This is a genomic window from Halomonas sp. 18071143, from assembly GCF_019211725.1.
In the GTDB taxonomy this organism is placed as follows: Bacteria; Pseudomonadota; Gammaproteobacteria; order Pseudomonadales; family Halomonadaceae; genus Vreelandella; species Vreelandella stevensii.
Window position 1 is genome coordinate 2,809,040 of record NZ_CP078120.1, and the last position, 17,366, is coordinate 2,826,405.

The 17,366-nt window shown below is 55.0% G+C and carries 26 protein-coding genes; 5 read left to right on the plus strand and 21 right to left on the minus strand.

What is annotated here, in order from left to right:
* Window positions 1-153: 153 nt before the first annotated feature.
* Genes KVY02_RS13175 through KVY02_RS13195 form a run of 5 tightly spaced genes read right to left on the minus strand, consistent with a single transcriptional unit; the run spans window position 154 to window position 5,057 of the window.
* Entirely contained in the window at window positions 154-993 is an 840-nt protein-coding gene (locus KVY02_RS13175; protein ID WP_218313656.1) for an EAL domain-containing protein, read from the minus strand.
* 21 nt (window positions 994-1,014) lie between these two features.
* Window positions 1,015-1,896 carry an ABC transporter permease gene (locus tag KVY02_RS13180; protein ID WP_096922501.1) on the minus strand — a complete coding sequence of 294 codons (882 nt, stop codon included), beginning with the start codon at window positions 1,894-1,896 and terminating at the stop codon, window positions 1,015-1,017.
* Window positions 1,883-3,190, minus strand: a complete 1,308-nt coding sequence (locus KVY02_RS13185) for a threonine synthase (RefSeq protein ID WP_218313657.1) — start codon at window positions 3,188-3,190, stop codon at window positions 1,883-1,885. Before KVY02_RS13185 ends, KVY02_RS13180 begins: the two co-directional genes overlap by 14 nt.
* Entirely contained in the window at window positions 3,187-4,044 is an 858-nt protein-coding gene (locus KVY02_RS13190; protein WP_193460797.1) for an ABC transporter ATP-binding protein, read from the minus strand. Before KVY02_RS13190 ends, KVY02_RS13185 begins: the two co-directional genes overlap by 4 nt.
* Entirely contained in the window at window positions 4,044-5,057 is a 1,014-nt protein-coding gene (locus KVY02_RS13195) for an ABC transporter substrate-binding protein (RefSeq protein WP_218313658.1), read from the minus strand. Before KVY02_RS13195 ends, KVY02_RS13190 begins: the two co-directional genes overlap by 1 nt.
* A gap of 298 nt (window positions 5,058-5,355) precedes the next feature.
* Between KVY02_RS13195 and KVY02_RS13200 the strand changes: the two genes are divergently transcribed.
* Window positions 5,356-6,291, plus strand: coding sequence for a TauD/TfdA dioxygenase family protein (locus KVY02_RS13200; RefSeq protein ID WP_218313659.1), 936 nt, complete (start codon window positions 5,356-5,358; stop codon window positions 6,289-6,291).
* Window positions 6,292-6,578: 287 nt separating this feature from the next.
* Window positions 6,579-7,163, plus strand: coding sequence for a manganese efflux pump MntP (locus tag KVY02_RS13205; protein ID WP_218313660.1), 585 nt, complete (start codon window positions 6,579-6,581; stop codon window positions 7,161-7,163).
* A gap of 71 nt (window positions 7,164-7,234) precedes the next feature.
* On the opposite strand, the gene bla is transcribed toward KVY02_RS13205, so the two are convergent.
* From bla to KVY02_RS13245, 8 genes are all read right to left on the minus strand, one after another.
* A complete protein-coding gene (gene bla / locus KVY02_RS13210) occupies window positions 7,235-8,116 on the minus strand; it encodes a class A beta-lactamase (RefSeq protein ID WP_218313661.1) in 882 nt (293 codons plus the stop codon).
* A gap of 55 nt (window positions 8,117-8,171) precedes the next feature.
* On the minus strand, window positions 8,172-8,624 hold the full coding sequence (locus KVY02_RS13215) for an N-acetyltransferase (RefSeq protein WP_218313662.1): 453 nt from the start codon (window positions 8,622-8,624) through the stop codon (window positions 8,172-8,174).
* A gap of 31 nt (window positions 8,625-8,655) precedes the next feature.
* Complete coding sequence (locus tag KVY02_RS13220) at window positions 8,656-9,078, minus strand: GFA family protein (protein WP_218313663.1); 423 nt, start codon at window positions 9,076-9,078, stop codon at window positions 8,656-8,658.
* 38 nt (window positions 9,079-9,116) lie between these two features.
* Window positions 9,117-9,587: a GNAT family N-acetyltransferase gene (locus KVY02_RS13225; protein WP_039176635.1), complete on the minus strand. Its 471-nt coding sequence runs from the start codon at window positions 9,585-9,587 to the stop codon at window positions 9,117-9,119.
* Window positions 9,588-9,610: 23 nt separating this feature from the next.
* Complete coding sequence (locus KVY02_RS13230; RefSeq protein WP_218313664.1) at window positions 9,611-10,138, minus strand: GNAT family N-acetyltransferase; 528 nt, start codon at window positions 10,136-10,138, stop codon at window positions 9,611-9,613.
* Between the two features lie 103 nt (window positions 10,139-10,241).
* A complete protein-coding gene (locus tag KVY02_RS13235; protein WP_218313665.1) occupies window positions 10,242-10,700 on the minus strand; it encodes an OsmC family protein in 459 nt (152 codons plus the stop codon).
* 63 nt (window positions 10,701-10,763) lie between these two features.
* Window positions 10,764-11,285, minus strand: a complete 522-nt coding sequence (locus tag KVY02_RS13240; protein ID WP_016914639.1) for a type II toxin-antitoxin system antitoxin DhiA — start codon at window positions 11,283-11,285, stop codon at window positions 10,764-10,766.
* Window positions 11,279-11,548 (minus strand): type II toxin-antitoxin system toxin DhiT, encoded by a 270-nt coding sequence (locus KVY02_RS13245; protein WP_081139058.1) that lies wholly within the window; start codon window positions 11,546-11,548, stop codon window positions 11,279-11,281. Before KVY02_RS13245 ends, KVY02_RS13240 begins: the two co-directional genes overlap by 7 nt.
* Before the next feature lie 166 nt (window positions 11,549-11,714).
* On the opposite strand from KVY02_RS13245, the gene KVY02_RS13250 reads away from it, so the two are divergent.
* The 3 genes from KVY02_RS13250 to KVY02_RS13260 all read left to right on the plus strand — a co-directional run bounded on the left by KVY02_RS13250 (window position 11,715) and on the right by KVY02_RS13260 (window position 13,202).
* Window positions 11,715-12,536, plus strand: coding sequence for an aldo/keto reductase (locus tag KVY02_RS13250; protein WP_218313666.1), 822 nt, complete (start codon window positions 11,715-11,717; stop codon window positions 12,534-12,536).
* Window positions 12,537-12,699: 163 nt separating this feature from the next.
* Complete coding sequence (locus tag KVY02_RS13255) at window positions 12,700-12,951, plus strand: type II toxin-antitoxin system Phd/YefM family antitoxin (RefSeq protein WP_039176654.1); 252 nt, start codon at window positions 12,700-12,702, stop codon at window positions 12,949-12,951.
* Window positions 12,948-13,202, plus strand: coding sequence for a Txe/YoeB family addiction module toxin (locus KVY02_RS13260; protein ID WP_218313667.1), 255 nt, complete (start codon window positions 12,948-12,950; stop codon window positions 13,200-13,202). Before KVY02_RS13255 ends, KVY02_RS13260 begins: the two co-directional genes overlap by 4 nt.
* A 219-nt stretch (window positions 13,203-13,421) precedes the next feature.
* Here KVY02_RS13260 and KVY02_RS13265 read toward each other — a convergent pair whose 3' ends face one another.
* The 8 genes from KVY02_RS13265 to KVY02_RS13300 all read right to left on the minus strand — a co-directional run bounded on the left by KVY02_RS13265 (window position 13,422) and on the right by KVY02_RS13300 (window position 17,349).
* A complete protein-coding gene (locus KVY02_RS13265; RefSeq protein ID WP_218313668.1) occupies window positions 13,422-13,877 on the minus strand; it encodes an alpha/beta hydrolase in 456 nt (151 codons plus the stop codon).
* Between the two features lie 106 nt (window positions 13,878-13,983).
* Window positions 13,984-14,265, minus strand: coding sequence for a type II toxin-antitoxin system RelE/ParE family toxin (locus KVY02_RS13270; RefSeq protein WP_218313669.1), 282 nt, complete (start codon window positions 14,263-14,265; stop codon window positions 13,984-13,986).
* A complete protein-coding gene (locus KVY02_RS13275; protein ID WP_016914646.1) occupies window positions 14,262-14,534 on the minus strand; it encodes a CopG family ribbon-helix-helix protein in 273 nt (90 codons plus the stop codon). The genes KVY02_RS13270 and KVY02_RS13275 overlap by 4 nt, the downstream gene beginning before the upstream one ends.
* A gap of 185 nt (window positions 14,535-14,719) precedes the next feature.
* A complete protein-coding gene (locus KVY02_RS13280; RefSeq protein ID WP_218313670.1) occupies window positions 14,720-15,193 on the minus strand; it encodes a GNAT family N-acetyltransferase in 474 nt (157 codons plus the stop codon).
* A 106-nt stretch (window positions 15,194-15,299) separates the two neighbouring features.
* Entirely contained in the window at window positions 15,300-15,641 is a 342-nt protein-coding gene (locus tag KVY02_RS13285; protein WP_218315091.1) for a GFA family protein, read from the minus strand.
* A 140-nt stretch (window positions 15,642-15,781) separates the two neighbouring features.
* On the minus strand, window positions 15,782-16,102 hold the full coding sequence (locus KVY02_RS13290) for a hypothetical protein (protein WP_218313671.1): 321 nt from the start codon (window positions 16,100-16,102) through the stop codon (window positions 15,782-15,784).
* 62 nt (window positions 16,103-16,164) lie between these two features.
* The gene (locus tag KVY02_RS13295) at window positions 16,165-16,854 is read right to left on the minus strand and encodes a helix-turn-helix transcriptional regulator (protein WP_218313672.1); all 690 of its coding nucleotides are present in this window, start codon (window positions 16,852-16,854) and stop codon (window positions 16,165-16,167) included.
* A 96-nt stretch (window positions 16,855-16,950) separates the two neighbouring features.
* Window positions 16,951-17,349: an NUDIX hydrolase gene (locus tag KVY02_RS13300; protein WP_218313673.1), complete on the minus strand. Its 399-nt coding sequence runs from the start codon at window positions 17,347-17,349 to the stop codon at window positions 16,951-16,953.
* Window positions 17,350-17,366 lie beyond the last annotated feature (17 nt).

Sequence of the window (17,366 nt, forward strand, 5' to 3'; positions counted from 1 at the left end):
TATTTCATGGTCGCCGCCACGCCAGCAGTAACACTCACTTATAGCGTTTCAAATAGCGCTCCACGGCAGTGCAAGCATTTGGCTATTTGCACCAAATAAAATGAAACATAGTCGCCACTAGCCATCATATTCACATGAACACACTCAAAGTGTTTAGATCACACGCGCATTGACAGAAGCTACAAAAGAGGCAAGCTGCTGGCCACTTATCAATGTCGGCTCCAATTGGGTCATAACGCCTAAATCTCCAGGACGATCAATGCCAGGCCACCAAGTCGTCAGACCTGCCCGCCGAGCATCTCGGCTCCATTGCGCCAGGCGGGGAAAATGCTCTCGACTCTGGCGTGCCAAGGTTAGTGCATCGCTGGTAGGTGTCACCCAATCAATACCAGCTCTGACAAGGCGCTGCCATTCTTGGGAGGATGCCCCCAAAGGAATGCCATGGGCCAAAAGCGGATAACCCCGCTGGTGAAAGCTTTGGGCTGCGACCCAAGCATGCTCTTCTTGCAGTACCACTGAGCCATCAAGTCGCAACACCACTTGGCGTGGGTGCAAGCCTAGATGAGCCAACAACCTTTCAAAAACGATTCCATGTGACAGCTCCACAGCCTGGATATGTCGCCAATGCACATCCACAATCAGCGGCGTGTTACTGGCACCATGCAAAGCCAAATGATTGAGTGCATGCAAAACCCGTAAAAATCGATCTAAAAAAATCACATCCTCCTGGTTCCATGAAAGAAAATACAGCCACTCCGCCTGGCGCTCTTGCTTATGCTGATCACGTATCTCAACACTGGCTTCCCAAGCAGCAATGTCCTGCCGCTCCAATGAGAAGATAGGCTGCTGATAGGGGTAGAGACCAAGGTTGGAAAGCTGCCCCCATAGCCGTCCGTTCTCCCAATGAAACGCCGCGTGGTGCCGCAAACTGGCTTTAGGATTAAAGGCATATAAGCGCTCATTAAGATAATGGGTAACCTGTTGCAATGGCATAACTCGACCTCCTGAAAATCTCTAACGCACCATGCCCCAGCGCTTCACCGTCAGGCGCTCGACGTTATCGAAGAAGATGTTTTCCACCAGCAGGCCAATCACAATGACGACGACCAAACCTGCGAAGACGTTATCGGTGTAAAGCTCGTTACGGTTCTGGAAAATGTACCAGCCAAGGCCACCTTTGCCTGACGACGCACCAAACACCAGCTCGGCGGCGATCAGGGTACGCCAGGCAAACGCCCAGCCAATTTTCAACCCCGCCAGCAAGGCAGGCAGCGCCGCGGGAATCAGAATGAACGCCACATAGCGCAATCCCTTGAGACCATAATTGCGCCCGGCCATGCGTAGCGTTTCTGACACACCTTGAAAGCCTGCGTGAATATTGATCGCCATGGCCCACAGCACCGAGTGCACCAACACGAAAATCAAGCTGGCCTCGCCCAGGCCGAACCACAGCAGCGCCAGCGGCAACAGGGCAATGGCGGGCAGCGGGCTAAACATGGACGTCAAGGTGGTCAGCAAGTCGCGACCAATACGGGTGGACACCGCCAATGTCGTCAACGCCAAGGCCAAAAATGCGCCTAGCGCAAAGCCTTTCAGCAGTACGCTCAGCGATGCCCCCACCCTTGCCAGCAACACGCCTGATGCCAATCCATGCCAAAGGGCACTCGCGGTTTCCATGGCACTGGGAAGCATCAGCGGATTGTTCTGCACCCTGGCCACCACCTCCCAAGCGGCCACCAATAACAGCAGAATGACGGTTTTACGCACCACGCTCTGATCCCATAGTCGTTGACCAGCGCTGCGCGTGACTTTCAAATCGCGTTCATCGACAGGCGGCAAGTCAAAGAAGCGATCAGCACGTGGGTCGATGGAACCACGCAGGTCATGTACGCTCATGTGAATCTCCTGAGGCCGTCGTCTCTCCCAGAACGGGAATAGCACTTTCTTTACCCAGTACGTCGACTTGAAACGATTGGCTATCGGGGTATTTGATGCCCGCGCCCGTATTCAGCGCCACCACGCGTTCATGAGTGCCGATTTCGCCGAGCGTGCTCAACTCCCTGGCAGCGGCAAGCACGGCAGCGCCCTCGGGACATACGAAGGTGCCCTCCAATTGGGCTGCTCGGGTTTGCTCCCAGCGAATGGCCGTTTCACTCACCGCAATGGCACGCCCGCCAGTGGCATACAGCGCATCCAACACCAGAAAATCCCCCAACGCCTTCGGTACGTTGATACCAAACGCATGGGTATGGCTGCGCTCCCAAAACTCGGATACCCGAGCGCCTTCTTGCCACGCCTTGACGATGGGCGCACAGCCACTGGCTTGCACGGCAATCAAGCGCGGCAGCTTGCCGGTCACCCAACCCAGTGCTTGAAGCTCCTGCAAGGCTTTATAAATACCGATGAGCCCAACGCCACCGCCCGTGGGGTACAGAATTACATCGGGCAGTTGCCAACCGAGCTGCTCGGCCAACTCCAGGCCCATGGTTTTCTTGCCCTCGATGCGATACGGCTCTTTGAGAGTGGAAGCATCGTAATGACCGGTGGCGTTTACCCACTCCGCAATTTGTTTGCCCGAATCACTGATCACGCCATCGACCAGCGTCAGACGGGCGCCTGCTGCAGCGCACTCCTGGCGCGTAATAAAGGGGGCATCCAGCGGCATGCTGATGGTGGCCTTGATGCCTGCCCGAGCGGCATATAACGACCACGCGGCACCCGCATTGCCATTGGTTGGCATGGCCAGGTGCGTCACCCCCAATTCTTTGGCGCGGGAAATGCCCACCGCCGCCCCTCGCGCCTTGAACGATCCCGTGGGTAACAGGCCTTCGTCTTTCATGACCAGATTATTCAGGCGCATGTCGGCACCCAGTGAAGGCAACTCGATCAGCGGTGTGACCACTTCCCCCAAACTGACGATGGCACTTGGTGTCGTCACGGGCAGCAGCTCGTGATAACGCCACAGGTTCCAGGGGCGCAGGGCAAGCGCCTCCTTCGGCCATGAACGCCCAAGCGCCTCGAGGTCATAGCGCACCAGTAGCGGCGAGCCACACTGGCAAAGCTGTTGAACGTGCTGATGGGCGTACTCGGCCGCGCAGCGCGGGCAGTAAAGCCCTTCCACATAGCTGTAACGCGCGGTCGTAGAAGACGTGACCTGGGTCTCTTCCACAGGATTGGCTAACACACTCATGGCGCCACCTCATGTTCGAATAGCAGCCGATGAATGGTTTGCGTGCGCGCTTTCGTGGCTTCGCTGCCCAGGCTGTGCAAGCTATCGTCAGCGCAGCCCAGCTCGGCGCGCACTCGTCCGGGATGGGGCGACAACAGCAACACTCGGTTGCCAATGACCTGTGCCTCTTCGATGGAGTGGGTCACGAACAGCAGCGTAAAGCCCTCTTGCTCCCACAGGGCCAGCAACTCCTCCTGCATCTTGCGCCGAGTGAGCGCATCGAGCGCTGCAAAGGGTTCATCCATCAGCAATATCCGTGGCCGCATGGCCAGCGCTCGGGCAATGGCCACGCGCTGTTTCATGCCACCGGAAAGCGTGTGCGGGTAGGCATCGGCAAACTGCCTCAGTCCGACTTTATCCAGTGTTTCCAGCGCACGTGACTCCGCCGCCTTGCGGCCCAACGTGCGAGAGGCCAGCAGTGGGAACATGACGTTCTGTTTGACGGTCTTCCAGGGCGGTAGCTGATCAAACTCCTGAAACACCACGATGCGGTCGGGGCCAGGGCCATGCAAGGTATGACCATCCAGGCGAATACTGCCCTCCACAGGGGTAAGAAAGCCCGCGATGGCCTTGAGCAGCGTAGACTTGCCACAGCCCGAAGGCCCCAGCAGTACGAACCGGTCACCTTCCTGCACGTTGAAGCTCACCTGCTGTGTGGCTTTCACGACATGCTGACGCGTGCGGTATTCCAAAGTGACGTTGTCGACTTCCAGCCTGGGGGCTGCAGCGGCAACGGGTGTTTTCGTTGGGGAGTAAGCCTCACGATCCAGCGAGGCCTCACCCAGCACATGGCGTTTACGCAGTGCAATCGACATCAGCTCCCCTCCCAAGCGTGGATATCATCGAAGAAGTAGTCCTGCCATGAGGTGGGCTCATTACGTATCGCGCCGACCTCAAACAGAAACTCTGCCAGAGGGAAGGTGTTGTGGGGCACCAGCGAGAAACTCACTTGCTCATCGGTAATGATCGATTCCAGAAAGTCGATATCCAGCTGCGTGCCGCTCAAGCGCTGATAGATGTGAGCCGCTTCGCGAGGGTCTTCTTCTATGAAGGTTCTGGCCTCTTCCAGGGCCTCCAGAAACGCTGCGTAGACCTCAGGGTTGTCAGCGCGGAATGCCTCTGTGGCATACAGAACGGTAGGTGAAATCGGCCCGCCCATGATCTCGTACGAATCGGTGATCTTGTGCACGCCTTCATGTTCGAGCGCTTGATACTGGAAAGGGATCGCTGAGAAGTGGGTGTTGATTTCAGTGCCACCGCTAATCAAGGCAGCCGTGGCATCGGGATTGGGTAACGCCACGGTGTTGCCTTCCAACCGATCGAACTGATCATTGCCGAAGGCATCCGCCACCGCCTTTTGCAAAAAGCGTGACTGCACCGATACGCCAACGGCAGGCACGGCAATACGGTCTCGCTCGCTGATGTCGGCCAGCGTGCGTATCTCAGGGTTGTTGGTGATCAGGAAATTGGGAAACTCGCCCAGCGACGCCACGCCTTTGACATTCTGATTGCCATGGGTCCGGTCCCACACGGTCAACAGCGGCCCAACGCCCGCCCCGGCAATATCGATACTGCCCGACAACAGCGCATCGTTGACCGCGGCCCCCCCTGACAGCTGCAGCCACTCAACGTCTACGTCTACCCCTCGCTCGGCAGCGTATTTTTCGATCAGCGACTGGTCACGGGCAACATGCAGCAAGAGATAGGTAATGCCGAACTGCTCGGCAATACGCAGCGGTTCGTCGGCAAACACCGGAGACGCCGTTGCCAAGGAGGCGGCCAATAGGGTGCCTGATACGCCAACGGTAGAAAACAGTCGTTGTTTCATGAAAGTGCTCCAAGCCAAGTGATGGATGGCACCACCTTAACGAGCGGCTGGCATCATCAGAAATGACTCTTTTAAGCACGCTTATCACTCCTTGGCTGAAAACGTTATTCAAAAAAACGCCATGTGCATCGTATAAAAACGTTAGCCGATTTTGTTATTTGGAAAACTCTTCAAGGGTCTTCAATAGTGTCACGACAGCAACGCAACTCTTTTCAAAATGACGCTTTTCAAAATGACGCTTTTCAAAACGATGCTTTTCAAAAAAAGGCTCGGCCACCTACGCCAGGAGACTAACCACATGCTGACTACGCGAAATAAAAACACTGTCCTGTCGGTACGCCCACTCAGTGGTCATATTGGCGCAGAAGTCGAAGGGCTCGACGCAGCACACCTCGACCAAGAGGGATTTTCCACACTCAAAGCGCTGTTTCTGGAGTACCAGGTCTTGATACTGCGCAATCAAGTGCTTACCCGAGACCAGCATATTGCCTTGGGCAAGCGCTTTGGCGAGTTGCATATTCACCCCATGGCCAAGGCTCCCGAGGGATACCCAGAGATATTCCCCATCGAAGCCGATGCCAACTCCTCGAATGACCCCAAAGCCATTCGAAGCGGCAAGCGTGCTGTCAACGGCGGGCACTGGCACTCGGATGTTTCCTGCGACGAAGAGCCACCGCTGGGCAGTTTGTTATACCTGCGTGAGGTTCCCGCACGAGGTGGAGACACTCTGTTCAGCAGTGGCTATGCTGCTTACGAAGCGCTTTCTCCCGCCCTGCAGCGTTTTCTGGAGGGCCTCACCGCTGTTCACTCAGGAGAGGCAACCTACCGCCTGCACTATGGCAATCAAGCGGCCAAAGACCGCAGCCAGTTTGGCTTCAACAATGGGGCCACCTACCCGGAGGCCATTCACCCCGTGGTACGCACACACCCGGAAACAGGCCGCAAAAGCCTGTTCGTCAACCGTGGCTTCACCCGGGAAATCGTGGAGCTTGGCCATGCCGAAAGCCAAGCCTTGCTGGCGTTTCTCTACCAGCATCAAGAGGCCCCCGAATGGACCGTGCGTTTGAACTGGACACCCAACAGCCTGGCCATCTGGGATAATCGTTGCACTCAGCACCGCGCTATTTTCGACTACGCTGGGCAAGCACGTCGCGGTGAGCGAGTGACGATAAAAGGTGATCGCCCCTTCTTTTCCTCTGCACTTCCCACCATTGAATGGGGGTTAGCGGGCTAATCTGACACGCTCAGCCCTGAACCAAGCACGATGAGAGCGGCCTGTTCATCGTGCTTGGCCTTTTCTTCGTTTCAACCTGCCTGCAAGATTAATAAACACCAACAAAATAAGCTGACATTCATATTCTTAGCCAAGGCTATATTTATTACTTAACGCAAACTTTATTTTTTTAATAACGCGCTTGTTATCACTCTAAAACCTGATAGGATTCCGTCCATTCAAATACCCGACCCACATACTCGGGTATAGGTATTCACTGGTTCTTCAGATAACGTGAGCCGTTTGCGATGACACCTGTAGCCCTGCTCTTTTTAGCGGTTTCCATGTCGGCGGATGCCTTTGCTGCATCACTCAGCAAAGGGGCCGAACTGACCAAACCACGCTGGCGACATGCCTTGGGCATTGGCCTGATATTCGGCACCATCGAAGCGATCACCCCAGTACTGGGCTGGGTAGCAGGCAAGGCTTCTCAACAGTACGTGGAAGCCTGGGACCACTGGGTCGCGTTTGTACTGCTGACCGCCATTGGCCTGCACATGATCTGCGAAGGGCTCAAAAAAGAAGAGCAGGTAGCCCACCGCAAGCAAACGCTATGGCTGCTGGTACTGACCGCCATTGCCACCAGCCTGGATGCCATGGCCGTCGGCGCCAGCCTAGCGTTTATCGACGTGGATATCATTACCACCAGCCTGGCCATCGGCCTGGCGACCACCGTCATGGCCTCGATGGGCACCTTGCTTGGCCACAAACTGGGGCGCTACGTAGGCCACTGGGCAGAACTGATAGGCGGGGTAGTATTGATCGGGATTGGGGTGATGGTACTGATAGAGCATACCGGCGGTGGCGTTACCGGTATGCTACAGGCACTGTAACCTGCGTAGCCTCATGTACATCACCCGCAGGGTAGCCCATGAGCCACCCTGCGGGTAATCAGGAGCGATGTTTAGCGCTCATCCAGATACGCTTGCACCACCTTCCCCAACGACGCAATGGCTTCGTTGCGTGCCTCGAACGATGCGTCTGTTTCGGTGAGGTAGAACACGACCACGGTGGGCGCCTGTTCAGGAGGCCAGATGATGGCCGTGATGGAACGAGAGCCATAGCCACCTGCGCCGGTTCTATCGGCGATCACCCAATCGAAAGGCATGGCGGCACGAAACAGCCCATCGGCCACGGCGTTGCCCTTCATCCAGTCTTGTAACTGCTGCCGAGATTCCGGGGTGAGCACATCGCCCAGCACCAGCGTTTCCAGCGTGGCCAACATGGCATTAGGCGTGGTGGTGTCGCGCTCATCCCCGGGCGTGGCTTCGTTCAGCTCGGTCTCGAAACGGTCGAGCCGCGTGACGGAATCGTCCAGGCGGCGCGCAAAAGCCGTGATGGCTTCCGGCCCGCCCAGGGCTTCCAGTATCAGGTTGGCCGCCGTGTTGTCGCTGGTGGTCATGGTGGCATCGCACAGCTCGAACAGCGTTATTGGCTGGTGCCCCGCATACTGCTCGGTCACCGGCGAGTAAGTCACCAGCGCCGATTCATCGAAACTGACCTCGGTATCCAGCGCTAGCCGCCCTTCATCCACCTGCTCCAGCAGCGCGCCACACGCCAGCGTTTTGAACGTGCTGGACATGGCAAAGCGCTCATCCGCGTTCACCTCCCAGCGCTGGCCCGTGGCCAGATCATGCGCCGCAAAGCCAATGCGCGCGTCCAGCGCCTGTTCGATACGCGCCAGCTCGGCGGTAATGGGGTCGTCTTGTGCCATTGCAACAGACGAAGCGAACAGCACGCACGCCGATAGCGTGGCACGCATCCAGCGTGGTTGGCGGTGATTCATGGGTAACCTTCCTGGGCAGTAAGGGAAAATAGACAACATGAGTGTAGCGCTATTCTTACGAGGGGCTAAAACGCATCAGCAGCTCCGGCGCTCCCGTGTGTTCATCCTGCTGTTCGCCCATGCGCACAAAGCCGCGCGCTTCGTAAAAACGAATGCTGGGCGTATTCTGGGCATAGACGGTCAGTTCCAGCCATGCTCGACGGCGTTTGGCATCTTCCAGTAGCGCACTACCCAGGCCACGGCCTTGCCCCTCTGGCTGCACGAAAATCGCGGCCAGGGTGTTCTCGTAAAGGCTATAGAAGCCCACCACCTGGCCTGAGGTTTCGGCTACGTAGGTTTCTGAGGCGGGAAGGTATCGCTCCCGCATGGCATCGCGCTGGGCGTGCCAAAAGTCAGGCTCGATAAAATCATGCGCTTGGATAGACGCCGCCAGCCAAATAGCCAGCACGGGGTCCATGTCGTCCGCCTGAAAGGCACGAATACAACGGTGATGTGAGTGAGCGTGCATGACATGCCTACTGAAGCAGAGCGTGAAGTGCCTACTGAAGCAGAGCGTGAAGTGCCTGAAGGCTCTCGGGCGAGCCCTGGATACGCTGGCAGTGGTTGGTTTCTTGCTCCCAGATAGCCGCCGAGGCCACATGCAAATGCACCGCCACCCTGGCATCGGTCTCGCCTTCCAACAGCCCAGCAGGCACCCACATCCAGTCGCTGCCGCGCAGTTGATTCGGCACCGGACTACCGCAGGTGGCGCAAAAGTCGCTGCGATAGCCGCTTTCCCGCTGATACGAGCGGACATTCTCCTGCCCCGAGCGCCACTGAAACTGCTCCCCCGGCACGAAGGTGGCCGCATTGGCCGCCGCGCCGGTGGCCTTGCGACATAACGAACAGTGGCACTGGTACAGGTGAAGCAGCTCACCCTCGATCGTGAACGCCACTTCCCCACACAGGCACTCGCCCTTCATGTTCTGCTCCTTGAAAATTCTCCGCACGCCATCGCTGGCTACGCCATGCTGGGGTTATACAGAATCACCTCATCCCCGGCGCCATAACCGCTGACCACCGCCGCGCGGGAAACCCCCAGGGTCGATTGATACAGTTTTTCCGCGAAGTTGCCTTCCGAGGTGGTCACCATCACCGCCCCGACACCGCAGCCCAGGCCACGCACGTGGGCCTTGAACGGAGCCAATGACTCCACGATGAGCCGCTTACCCAGCCCCTGGCCCGCCGCGTCGGGATGAATGCCGATCTGCTCCAGCTCGATGATGCTTTTTTCCCGAAAGCCATTCTTTACGCACCACAGGATATAGCCACGCACCACGCCCGCTACTTCTACCACGTAGTACACGCCCCGCGGGTAGGCGTTAAACGATGCCTCGATCCACTGGGCATGGTTCTTCTCGCGGGGGAAACAGGCCTGATACACCTCGGCCATGGCGGCAATATCACTTCTTTCTGCTGCTCTTACGGTCACTTTAAAATCCTTTTCTTGCGGGCTTACATCATGACTTTTTCAAAACCAAAAAACTCTAGCCTGTGTGCCTTGCTGCCCCGCGCCTCGTCGCCTGGGGCGGGGTAGTCACGGTGGTAAAAAGAGACGATCTTGAAATCACACTTGTTGACATAAAAGTGGATGTTGCGCTTTTCGAAGTACGGCGTGTGGGTCACCCATACCCGCGTGGCGGGGTACGCCTGCTCGATAGCCTGCCAGGCACGATAGCCCACCCCACGCCCGAGGGAGTTGGGCAAGAGGTAGAACAGATCCAGAGTATTGCGCTGGGTCGATGCCTCCAGGGTGACAATCGCACCGCCCACTTTCTCGCCATCCAAAAGGATGTGATGCACCACGGCATCGGGGGCGGTCAGGGATTGGTCGATATCATCATCCGATGGAATCAGACCCGGCTCTACCGCACCAAAGGCCTCTTCCACGGCCACGCTGAACGAGGCCTTGAGTTCTTGCTTGAATGCATCGAATGTCGAAGCGTCGGCCAGCGCCAACGTGACGTTAGAGGAGTATTCCATGGCAGTGCCTATCCGCTTACCGAGAGTATCCATCAACCACTTAGGCTAACCGCTGCCAGAACGTTTTGCCATCCTGCGCAGCCCCTACAGCCCCGCTTCAACGCTAAATCTCGGTCACGACCTCGGTCTTGACGGAGTTGGCGATAAAGCACTTTTCATGGGCGGCGTGATGAAGCTGTTCGAGCGTCTCGACAGAAGGTGCTTGCGCTGCAAACAGCGCTTTGGGCCGCAGTGTCACCCTGGTCATGGCAATTTTCCCGTCGCTGCCCTTCTCCATCACCCCCACGGCGTGGTCCACGTAGCTTTCCACCACCAAGCCCTGCTGCGCGGCAAGGGCCAGGAAGAACAGCATGTGGCAGCTGGAAAGCGAAGCCACGAACGCCTCTTCCGGGTCGACGTTGGCCTCCACCGAGTAGGGCAACGGCACCACATGGGGCGATGACGACGCCGCCACGCGTACGCCCCCATCGAACACCCACTCGTGCCCACGGCTATAGCGCTGATCTATAAAGGCTTCATCGGCCCCACGGACCCACTGGATGGAAGCGGTGTATTCGGCCACGGGGGTTCCTTTAGCTCAATCGCTGGGTGCGAATACCTTCAATGCATAAACGCAGAATACAGCTTAAATGGAAGACTCGTTGATACTGACAGCACGCTCTTGCGCGAGCTCAATCACTGCGTGCCCCAGTTGAACCAACGTATCAAAATTGGGCCTGGTTTCAGGTTTTAAGGAACGATAAGCACTGGTGCGACTTTTGATACCTGCTTTCGCAATCACTTGACTATGACCAAATTGTTCCACATAAGAGCGAATGGCGGCTTGCAAAATATCGGCGCGTCCCTCTTTCATCGACTCCCAGGAAGCCTGCTTAATGACGGCTTCCATTTCTTGAACGTTAACAAAAACGTCTGCGGATTTTTGCTCACCTTTGGTAATAGCACGCAGTGTTGCCGCAGAAAGCTCGTTGCCGCTCCAATTGAGGGATCCTTCTGGTGTTAAGGAAAAACGCTTGAAATCCTTGATCTCAGAAAAGGGAGGCTTACTGAAGTAAGCTGTCAGATCAGCGCGGCCGAAGTAGCCATCGCTGAACGTTAGCGCCAAGGCATGACCTGAAATGACATCAACATCCACGATTTTTAGCATACGTCACCTAGCTTACCCGGGTTTTCGCCATTCACTGCTTTGTGCCACATCACCATCAACTGTTCACGGTGATCGAAAATATGGCTCTCCGCTCTCTTACGCTGCTTGTTAGGTAGATAGCCCTCCAGGCACTCACCCGTTTCAATCGCAATGATCAGTTCGTAGCTACCATACTTCACATGAAGGTGGGGTAGCTTATGTTGCTTGTTATCAAAAAAATACAAGCAAAAAGAAAGGCCGAGCAACGCATCAATTTCCGGCATGGTATCTCTAACGCCTGTTACTTCAATAGACTATAGCAACGTATCCTTGAAGAGACAAAATAGAAAATTTTCGAGGCACGGATAGTCTACGCTGGGTGCATGAACGGCGATGGCCTCGGGCAGCCAGAACCACATTGCAACAGGAATGCCACCAGGAGAGCAAGATATGCAGACGATTGAGCTAGGCGGCACCAGCGTACCCCGTATTGGTCAGGGCACCTGGCACATGGGCGAGGATGCCAGGCAGCGGCAGGCTGAGGTCAGGGCGCTGCGTGAAGGCCTGGATTTGGGGATGACGCTGATCGATACCGCCGAGATGTATGCCGAGGGCGGTGCTGAAGAAATCGTGGGTGAAGCCATTCGTGGGCGGCGCGAGCAGGCGTATCTGGTCAGCAAGGTTTACCCCCACAATGCCAGCACCGAAGGTGTTCAAGCCGCCTGCGAACGCAGCCTGCGCCGATTGGGCACCGATACGATTGATCTCTACCTGCTGCACTGGCGCGGCCAGTACCCGCTGAGCGACACCGTGGAAGCGTTTGAGCGGCTACGCGAGCAGGGCAAGATCCTGCGTTGGGGCGTATCGAACTTCGACGTTGACGACCTGGAAGAGCTAAACGCGCCCGCGTGCGCCACCAACCAAGTGCTCTACAACCCCGAAGCACGGGGCATCGAGTACGACCTGCTGCCCTGGCAAGCCCAGCAAAACATGCCCCTTATGGCCTACTGCCCCATCGGGCAAGGCGGCGCGCTACTTCGAGACGGCACCCTGCAACGCATCGCTGACAAACACAGCGCCACTCCCGCGCAAATCGCGCTTGCCTGGGCACTGCGCCACCCCGGCGTGATCGCCATTCCGAAAGCCGTGAGCCTGGACCACCTCAAACAGAACGCTGATGCGGATAAGGTCCGGCTCGATGATGAGGACTTGGCACAGATGGATGCCGCCTATCCGCCGCCAACACGCAAGCAGGGCTTGATGATGGTGTGAGCAAACGCCTATCAACGGCTTAGCGTGGGATACGATTCGTGGGCATCACCGGCTCAACCGCTGTTATAAAGCGGAGAAAACCGAACGAGGCGAAGCCAATTGGCAAACCCAACCCTGTACGCTATTCTGTACATTAACAAGATCGCGTACAGGAGTACCCTTTATGGATGCCATCAGCTACACCGCCGCTAGAACCAACCTAGCAAAAACCATGGAGCAGGTCTGTGAAGACCACTCTCCTGTGATCATCACCCGCAATAAGGCGCAATCCGTGGTCATGATCTCTCTCGAAGACTATGAAGCACTGCAAGAGACAGCCTACCTCCTGCGCGCGCCCAAAAACGCCCGCCGTTTACTGGAATCCGTTGCCGAGTTGGAGCAAGGGGGCGGTCAGGAAAAGGAGCTTCTTGAATGAAGCTCATCTTTTCCGAGAACGCCTGGGAAGACTATTTATACTGGCAGAAAACTGACAAAAAGATTCTCAACCGAATCAACAAGCTAGTCAAAGAAATCAAGCGAGAGCCATTTGAAGGAGTCGGCAAGCCAGAACCCCTTAAACACAGCCTCGCGGGTTACTGGTCTCGGCGAATCAACGAAGAACACCGCATCGTTTACAAGGTCACGGACGACGCTTTGCTTGTTGCCCAACTGCGGTATCACTACTGATTTAACGCTGAGCTTTCCCTCAATGTGGATAGGCCCTCGTAAGATCACCAACCAGTTTTTCAAACAGATGCTGTTAGGATAAGCCACTTAAGGCCTAACATATCAGCCCCCAGCGGCCCAGGGCAGGAGCGCCTGAATGGCGATAAGGCTGGTTGGGCTTCTAAGGTAGACGCTGCACACGGTCGGTGAATTCGACGATGCGCTCCACCAACAGTGGGGCTACAGGCAGCGATGCCCGAGCAGGGTGATCGTGCCAAAGCGAGGATCCGTTCGAAGCTGACGAACCCATGCGGCGGCATCCTCTACGTAGGTGTCGAAGCGAAGCTCATTCTCCAAAGGTGCAGCGGCTGCACTGGCCGCCACTCCCCGCTTGTCATAGCGGACCGAGGCGATCCCCCGCACAGCAAGCGCCTCGGCAAGCAGCTTCAGGCTGTCGTTTGCTCCCGGTAAAATAGCACTGTTGCCATTGCGATCCGTGGGACCGGAACCGGCATGCAGCAACACAAGCGGATGTGGCCCGGTAGAGGGCGGCAGGAGCAGAGAACCAAAAAGGGTGCCGGTGGCGGTTTCCAAACGAACATCCGATTCGCTGGGCTGCGCCGGGGCAGGCGGCTCGCTTGCCGAGCCAGATGCCGAGAACAAGATCAAGAAACCAACAGCGATGCGCAATATCACGAGAACCCAACCCTCAATGTGATGGGCCTAACGCCAAAGTGCACCCGTGACCAGGACGCAGCGAAGAGAAGACAAGGGCGTCCAAGTGCCGCGTTTGGTTAAATTGCTATCGTTCGCCCTCAAGGCCATGCCACACCCGGAGAATAATGATGGCACTGGTATGAACTGAATATCGAACAACGTATTTTCCGAAAACCATGTCTCGAACAGAGTCAGGCACCGGTGCCATTTCAACTGGTGTGCCCATTCTGGGGAAGTCGGGAAGTAATTCGATTTTGCCAACCAGTTCGGTAGCAATCCTGGCTGCCGCCGACGGGTTGTGCACTGCAACGCACTCCCTGAGGCGTTTCAAATCATCAATGGCTTCATCCGTGTAAACCAGCTTCACTTACCTGACCTCGGCGCATCCTGCTCGTTTTCGGTTCCCCAGCTATTAAGCCAACTGTGAACCTCGCTGGCATCAACGACCTTGCCTTGGGCAGCAGACTCCATTGCCTCTAGCGTTTGTTTCCAACGCTCTTGCTCAAGCTGCTGCTTTTCTATGTATTCCGACAATGCCTGGTTGATCACCCAGCTTTTGCTACGGTGCAGCCTGCTGGCGATTGCTTCCAAACGCTGTTCAACTTCTGCCTGAAGGCGAACCGTGGTGACGCTCATGATTATGCCCCTCATACTGGGTGACTACAATGTATTACAGCATAGTCTGCGAGGGTAGGCAAAAAATTTAACGCCGGGTCAAGGGGCAACCAACACTACTGCCAAGCTTCCGCACAACACCTTAACCACACAAACCAACGCATAATAAAAATGCCTCACGTTGGCTGTCCCTCTTTAACGCCTTGTTAGCCGGCGGTTCTTTGCATTATGTGTTGAGGACCAACTGGACCGCCTAAATACAGACTCCCTGTATCTTCAAAACCACATTTAAGATAACAATTGTACGCAGCTTTATTGCGACAATTTACTGTCAACTGCAACCGCTCAAAATCTGGATAGTTTGAAGCAACATAGCTTGGTAACAAATTCAATGTTTTACTCGCAATACCTAAACCTTGATGATTCTGATCAATCAGCAAAGCTCGAACACCTAGCGCCTTTGGATCACTAAAGCTGTAAGTATCAGAATAAGACAAATCCAAGACAAAAAAGCCAACTACCTGATCATTTTCCATGATCACATGAGGATGCTCATCTTCTTTTAAAGATAAGATGAACTCACCAAGCCTATCGACTGTAAACTGAGCTTGCTCAGGTTTTACTCGTAATTTTTCAACTTCAGCATCACGACTTTTATTATATTTCTCAATGATTAACATGTTACCTCGATCTCAAATGACGTCTAACGCCCGAGCACAGCAGCACGAGCTAAGTGAGTGTACGGTGCCGCAGACACCAACTGCTGCGACTTGCTAACTGTACTTGTCATCTATCTGGCTGCCACTCTTGATAGAGTGGAACATCCTCGTACTCCAACCAGCAAACGTCATGTGATGACCAAATATGCGCTTCTGGTTTAACTCCCGGATCTTCGTTCAATGTAGCCACACGCAATATTACATGAGGTTGGCTAGGTCTTTCAGCTACCAAATGCGTTCCGCATACTGAACAGAAATGCCTCAACTTTCCTTGACTAGATTCAAAGCTAGAAAGTTTTTCTTCACCACGAATCCAACGGAAATTTTCTCTCAGAACACCCGCTGTGGGTACGAAAGGAGCAGCATGTGCCTTGCGGCAATTTTTGCAGTGACAAAAAATAATCGGCATGTCCAGTGAGGCAATCTCATACTCAATGGATCCACACAAACAACTCCCTTTCACGGATACCTCCTTGGTACAGTTAACGCCAGGCTCACAGGAGACAAAAGCGAAGCTTTTGGCTTCCTGTGCAGCCTTTTGTTAGGCTTTTAGTTAATTCTCGTCCAGAAAGTCATGTTCACAGATTCTTTGTCAAGAAGCTCTAAGTATTCCAGTGCCACTGCGTTACCTAGCCATTGCTGACAATACTCTTCAGCTTTTTCCTGCGAGCTGGCAATGGCCACATCTGCATAGACACCATCAGTTCCACGAACTAGGAAATGGAGGATGAGCTCCTCTTGTCGGCTAAGAAACTCGGACTCTACTTGATTCGACAGCTCTACTAATCTGGCTTCTGTCACGCCTTCTTTAAGTCTGAAGGTCGCAAACTCCATGCCGCCAATGCTATCAATATTGCCATTCTTTATCATGTCAGTGCCTCTGTTGTTGGGTTGAACACCAACTGTAAGGCCTTACTACTGACACCACCGTGTCAGTCAATAGCCGCACTTCTGTATGCAATGTATGCTGACAGAGAAACGTCTTCAGGCAAAACAGCATCCTCTTCACTAAGCTCTATTTTGGTTATGCGGTCAACTCTGAAGTCTCTGTACCCGCCACGTAGTTCGCACCAGCAGCCTAGTGTCCATTTACCACCCCAATAGAATAGCCCCAGCGGAAATACTGTTCTATCCGTCACAGCCTCCGAGAGCGATTTATAGGTGATCCTCAGCCAACATCCAGATGCTATAGCTGTATGGACTTTTCCCCACAACAGATATGCTTCGGATTGACGGTGGCTTGCCAACACTCTAACCACCCTGTCTTCATGGGCAATCATCTGTGACTCATTCGGTAATGCCGCTTCAATTTTGGACAAGAGAGAATGCGCTGCAGCAGCAAATTTCTCTCCAGTCAAAGATGCAGTGAGGCTCACCCCCACAATCAGGGCTTCCAACTCACCCGACGACAATTGTAAAGGAGGCAATTCGAATCCTTCTGACAGGCGGTATCCAACACCAGGCTCACCATAGATGGGAATTCCAGCTAGAGATAAATCGTCAACATAGCGATAAATAGTTCTCTCAGATACCGTCAACCTCTCAGCCAATTGTTTTGCGGTAATTGGTTGGTGCCTACGCAGAATATTGGTTAGCTGAAAAAGTCTATCTGATTTCCGCACAATCTATCCTTGCCAACTTTGGCAGCCTAACGTTGCGCACAGAGGCGCGAGCTTGCGAGCGTCCTGTGCCCGAAGGGCACGAACTGATGCGCCTGGTTAGGCCTGAACACGCAGACTGGCCTTGATGCAATTGTTTCTCAGGTCTGCGATACGTTCGGCGTGCCTAGGCAAGGTAGTGGCAGGAAGGTGATTCTGGTGAAACCACTGGATGTCGTCAGCTTCATCGCTTAAGCGGATGCATCCCCCAGCTTGTACACACAAAAAGGTAAAGGCAATGGTTTCGGTGCTAGGGATGGCGTACACGCCTAGAAGCTTCTCAACCTGAACCTCAAGACCCACTTCTTCAGACACCTCCCTTCTTGCAGCATCCCATGGCGCCTCCATAGGCTCAACCGCTCCACCAGGCAAGTTCCAAGCATCCATGTCGGTTCTGTGGCAGAGCAGGACGCGATCATCAGCGTCTAGGATAATTGCGAAAGCACCGACTTTTTGCATACCTCCCTCTTCTAGCC

Coding starts and splice junctions, on each gene's coding strand:
- KVY02_RS13220 (WP_218313663.1), bottom strand. CDS start 9,078: ATGAAGGGCGAGTGCCTGTGTGGGGAAGTGGCGTTCACGATCGAGGGT.
- KVY02_RS13285 (WP_218315091.1), bottom strand. CDS start 15,641: ATGCCGATTATTTTTTGTCACTGCAAAAATTGCCGCAAGGCACATGCT.
- KVY02_RS13185 (WP_218313657.1), bottom strand. CDS start 3,190: ATGAGTGTGTTAGCCAATCCTGTGGAAGAGACCCAGGTCACGTCTTCT.
- KVY02_RS13290 (WP_218313671.1), bottom strand. CDS start 16,102: ATGATAAAGAATGGCAATATTGATAGCATTGGCGGCATGGAGTTTGCG.
- KVY02_RS13280 (WP_218313670.1), bottom strand. CDS start 15,193: ATGTTAATCATTGAGAAATATAATAAAAGTCGTGATGCTGAAGTTGAA.
- KVY02_RS13240 (WP_016914639.1), bottom strand. CDS start 11,285: ATGCTAAAAATCGTGGATGTTGATGTCATTTCAGGTCATGCCTTGGCG.
- bla (WP_218313661.1), bottom strand. CDS start 8,116: ATGAATCACCGCCAACCACGCTGGATGCGTGCCACGCTATCGGCGTGC.
- KVY02_RS13175 (WP_218313656.1), bottom strand. CDS start 993: ATGCCATTGCAACAGGTTACCCATTATCTTAATGAGCGCTTATATGCC.
- KVY02_RS13250 (WP_218313666.1), top strand. CDS start 11,715: ATGCAGACGATTGAGCTAGGCGGCACCAGCGTACCCCGTATTGGTCAG.
- KVY02_RS13200 (WP_218313659.1), top strand. CDS start 5,356: ATGCTGACTACGCGAAATAAAAACACTGTCCTGTCGGTACGCCCACTC.
- KVY02_RS13255 (WP_039176654.1), top strand. CDS start 12,700: ATGGATGCCATCAGCTACACCGCCGCTAGAACCAACCTAGCAAAAACC.
- KVY02_RS13205 (WP_218313660.1), top strand. CDS start 6,579: ATGACACCTGTAGCCCTGCTCTTTTTAGCGGTTTCCATGTCGGCGGAT.
- KVY02_RS13195 (WP_218313658.1), bottom strand. CDS start 5,057: ATGAAACAACGACTGTTTTCTACCGTTGGCGTATCAGGCACCCTATTG.
- KVY02_RS13260 (WP_218313667.1), top strand. CDS start 12,948: ATGAAGCTCATCTTTTCCGAGAACGCCTGGGAAGACTATTTATACTGG.
- KVY02_RS13245 (WP_081139058.1), bottom strand. CDS start 11,548: ATGCCGGAAATTGATGCGTTGCTCGGCCTTTCTTTTTGCTTGTATTTT.
- KVY02_RS13215 (WP_218313662.1), bottom strand. CDS start 8,624: ATGCACGCTCACTCACATCACCGTTGTATTCGTGCCTTTCAGGCGGAC.
- KVY02_RS13275 (WP_016914646.1), bottom strand. CDS start 14,534: ATGAGCGTCACCACGGTTCGCCTTCAGGCAGAAGTTGAACAGCGTTTG.
- KVY02_RS13230 (WP_218313664.1), bottom strand. CDS start 10,138: ATGGAATACTCCTCTAACGTCACGTTGGCGCTGGCCGACGCTTCGACA.
- KVY02_RS13190 (WP_193460797.1), bottom strand. CDS start 4,044: ATGTCGATTGCACTGCGTAAACGCCATGTGCTGGGTGAGGCCTCGCTG.
- KVY02_RS13180 (WP_096922501.1), bottom strand. CDS start 1,896: ATGAGCGTACATGACCTGCGTGGTTCCATCGACCCACGTGCTGATCGC.
- KVY02_RS13300 (WP_218313673.1), bottom strand. CDS start 17,349: ATGCAAAAAGTCGGTGCTTTCGCAATTATCCTAGACGCTGATGATCGC.